Annotated in this window: 4 protein-coding genes; 2 read left to right on the top strand and 2 right to left on the bottom strand. The window is 65.3% G+C overall.

Annotated elements, in window-relative coordinates; all coding sequences use genetic code 11:
• Nucleotides 1-134: 134 nt before the first annotated feature.
• On the bottom strand, nt 135-1,100 hold the full coding sequence (locus tag JWN03_RS43640; protein WP_297628562.1) for a helix-turn-helix domain-containing protein: 966 nt from the start codon (nt 1,098-1,100) through the stop codon (nt 135-137).
• Between the two features lie 202 nt (nt 1,101-1,302).
• On the opposite strand from JWN03_RS43640, the gene JWN03_RS43635 reads away from it, so the two are divergent.
• A complete protein-coding gene (locus tag JWN03_RS43635) occupies nt 1,303-1,536 on the top strand; it encodes a hypothetical protein (protein ID WP_297628560.1) in 234 nt (77 codons plus the stop codon).
• A gap of 91 nt (nt 1,537-1,627) precedes the next feature.
• Here JWN03_RS43635 and JWN03_RS43630 read toward each other — a convergent pair whose 3' ends face one another.
• Nucleotides 1,628-2,305: a DUF3043 domain-containing protein gene (locus JWN03_RS43630; protein WP_441343173.1), complete on the bottom strand. Its 678-nt coding sequence runs from the start codon at nt 2,303-2,305 to the stop codon at nt 1,628-1,630.
• A gap of 171 nt (nt 2,306-2,476) precedes the next feature.
• On the opposite strand from JWN03_RS43630, the gene JWN03_RS43625 reads away from it, so the two are divergent.
• A partial coding sequence (locus JWN03_RS43625) for a HesB/IscA family protein (protein WP_297628558.1) occupies nt 2,477-2,801 on the top strand: 325 nt, incomplete at its 3' end.

The raw sequence follows: 2,801 nt of genomic DNA, 5'->3' as shown, positions 1-2,801 counted from the left end.
CTTACCGGACCGGGCTCCACCGAGCACCAGCGTCCGAAGCGGTCGATCGGTTGATTGAGCACTGTGCGACACGTCAGCACGGTATCAACAGCACGCACTCCCCGGCCGACTAGGCACGACTGTCCGCCGATTCCTTACGAGGCGCGGGCGCCGAACCGGCGGCGGTATTCGACGGGGGCGATGCCGACAACCCGCTGGAAGTGGTGGCGCAGCAGGGCTCCGGAACCGAATCCGCAGCGGTTCGCGAGGGATTCCAGATCCAGGTCGGTGTCTTCGAGGAGCTGTTTTGCGAGCAGAATCCGCTGCCCGGTCAACCATTTCACCGGGGTGGTGCCGGTTTCGTCCGCGAAGCGGCGGGCGAAGGTGCGGGTGGACATATTGGTGCGGGCCGAGAGCGATTCGACGGTGTGCGGCAGGTCGAGGTGCTCATCCATCCAGTGCAGCGTCTCACTGAGGCTGTCGGTGCTGCACTCCACAACCGGACGCTCGATGAACTGCCGCTGCCCGCCGTCCCGCTGCGGCGGCACCACCATGCGGCGCGCAATGGCATTGGCCACCGAACTGCCGAGCTCTCGCCGCACCAGATGCAGGCAGGCATCGATCCCGGCGGCCGTGCCGGCGCTGGTGATCAGATTGCCCTCGTCCACGAACAGCACATCCGGATCGACGGTGGCCAGCGGAAACCGTTGCGCGAGTTGATCGACATACCGCCAATGCGTGGTGCACCGCCGCCCGTCCAGCAGCCCGGCCTCGCCCGCCAGAAACGCGCCGGAGCAGACGGTCAATACCGTCGCACCACGCCGCGAGGCCTCCCGGACGGCATCCACCACCCGCGCGTCGAGCAGATTCGCTGTCGAGAACGGGAACGCCGGAACCGCCACCAGATCCGCGTCCAGCAATTCGTCGAGCGCGAACTGCGGCGTCACCTGAATACCCGGCGAACTGGTGTTGAGCGGCTTCCCCGGCTCGGCTCCGCAGACCTTGAAGTCGAATTCGGGCAGCCCGTCGGCTGTCCGATCCAGCCCGAAAACCTCGCAGACCACGCCGAATTCGAACATGGCGAGCCGCTCGTTGAGTACGACCGCGACCTTCGAAAGCATGGCCTCACCCTACCTGGCTGAATCTTTGCGGACAATGTCAGAACCGCCACTGTTGGCAGTAACTGAACTAGAGAAAACTTACTGCCATGCAAGCCCTCACCGCAATCGCCGCAGCCGGATCCGCAATGACGGTCCTCGGCTATCTCACCTACGGCGCCATGGCCTGGGACACCACCGATTCAGACGACAGCGAGGCATGCAAATGACCACCATCACCTCCGCGACCGTAGATATCTCCCGCGGCGCGACCACCGAGTCCAAGGCAGCAGCCATGTTCACCCGATTCTTCGCCCTCCTGGCCGCAGCCGGGCGAGCCGTACCGTTCCACCGCGAATCCCATTGGGAGATGGTCGGATCCACCGGCATCACCGATCGTGACTACGCCCGTTCCGCGATGGAACTCCGCGCCATCGCCGGTGTGCGCGAGCATGGCTGAGACGCCGCGATGTGAATGTGCGGGTCAAGACCCCACCAATGACTGAGGCCGCCCATCGTGGGCGGCCTCACTCATTGCCTTCGAAGTGCTCTCAGATGCTGGCACCCGCAGTGACCCGCGGCTTCGGCGCACGCATCCGGCGAATCTGCGAGGCGCGCACAAACGCGTACCAGCCGAGCGAGAACTTCGAATCCGTCGAATCCGGGAAGCGCTCCAGCACCCGCTTATGCACGATGCGCCCGAGAATCACACCTTCGATGATCATGAACAGCATCATCACCAGCATGGCGAGCGTGACGATCGCCTGCAGCGCCGGCGACAGAATCATGCTCAGGATCAAAACGAGTGCAAGGGGCATGAACAAACCGAGCAGATTGCGGCGCGCATCGACGATGTCACGCACGTATCCCTTCACCGGACCCTTGTCACGCGGGAGCAGGAACTGCTCCTCGCCGGCGAGCATACGGGCGCGCCGATCCTGCACGGTGGCCTTGCGCTCGGCCGAATCCACCTTGCGCTCGGCACGGGAACCGCGCAGCGACTTACGCCGGGCGCGCGCCTCTTTCGAGGTCAGCGGCGCCGGTGCTACCGGCCCGCGACGGCGGCCTTCGGCCTCGCGCCGCTTGGGCGTAGGCCGCCCTTTAGCGGCGGTCGGGGAGCGGTCCGCGATCGTCGCCGCGGCACCGGCATCGACGGTGGAGGTGTCGGAGGTAGGGCTGGACTCGCCACGGCGGAGGAACTTCACGCCGACCAGGCTATTCGATGGCATGCCCGCCGGAAAAACCTGGTCCGCCCGTTTCGGCAGCCAGGCCGCTCAATCCCTGGACTGACGCAGGATCGGCCGCCGCGTAAGATTGGGAATAGTCGCCTGCCAGGTGGCGTTGCAAGCCACGTGCCGTGTGCCTCTCACGGGGTGAAAACAGGTCCATTAGGAGAGTTCATGACTGTGCAGAACGAGACCACCACTCATGGTGCGACTCTGACGGACGCCGCCGCCGTCAAGGCGAAGGCACTGCTGGATCAGGAGGGCCGCGACGACCTGGCGCTGCGGATCGCTGTACAGCCGGGTGGCTGTGCCGGTCTGCGCTACCAGCTCTTCTTCGACGACCGCTCCCTCGACGGTGACCTGGTTGTCGAGTTCAGCGGCGTCAAGCTCGCGGTCGACCGCATGAGCGCCCCCTACATCCAGGGCGCCTCGATCGACTTCGTCGACACCATCGAGAAGCAGGGCTTCACCATCGACAACCCCAACGCCACCGGCTCCT

Origin of the sequence: Nocardia sp., from assembly GCF_025465275.1 — a bacterium.
Lineage (GTDB): Bacteria > Actinomycetota > Actinomycetes > Mycobacteriales > Mycobacteriaceae > Nocardia.
This window is presented reverse-complemented; position numbering and strand designations above follow the sequence as displayed.